Below are 525 nucleotides of genomic sequence, written 5' to 3' on the forward strand. Positions count from 1 at the left end.
CACCAAAACGCAGTCTGTGGCCATTTTGAAGCGCCAGGCCAAGGGCCGACTGGAGCAGATCAAACGCCAGCTCGCTGAGTTGGACGCAGCGCTGCTGGACCTTGCGCGCCAATGCCCGAAACGCGCACGCGCCTTCGACATCCTCTGCTCGATCCCGGGGCTGGGCCGGATCACTGCAGTTGCAATCCTCGTCGAATGTCCGGAAATCGGCACCCTGACACGCAAGCAGATCGCGAGCCTTGCCGGTCTCGCTCCCATGACCCGACAATCGGGCCAATGGCGTGGTAAGGCGTTCATACAAGGCGGACGCAAATTCCTGCGCGATGCGCTCTATATGCCTGCACTCGTCGCCGCCCGTTACAACCCGGATCTGAGGCAGAAATATCAGACCATGGTACAGGCCGGAAAACCCGCGAAAGTCGCGCTGACCGCTCTCATGCGCAAGCTCATCGAACTTGCCAACTCACTGGTCCAAAAAGATCGCAAATGGACGCCAAAAACAGCTTGATCAAGACGGATACTCTA

The 525-nt window shown here is 58.7% G+C and carries 1 protein-coding gene; it reads left to right on the top strand.

Going from position 1 to position 525, the window contains the following annotated elements:
* A partial coding sequence (locus ACOI1H_RS26220; RefSeq protein WP_422441294.1) for a transposase occupies window positions 1-508 on the top strand: 508 nt, incomplete at its 5' end.
* Between the last annotated feature and the right edge of the window lie 17 nt (window positions 509-525).

It is taken from the genome of Loktanella sp. DJP18, from assembly GCF_049310965.1.
Lineage (GTDB): Bacteria > Pseudomonadota > Alphaproteobacteria > Rhodobacterales > Rhodobacteraceae > Loktanella.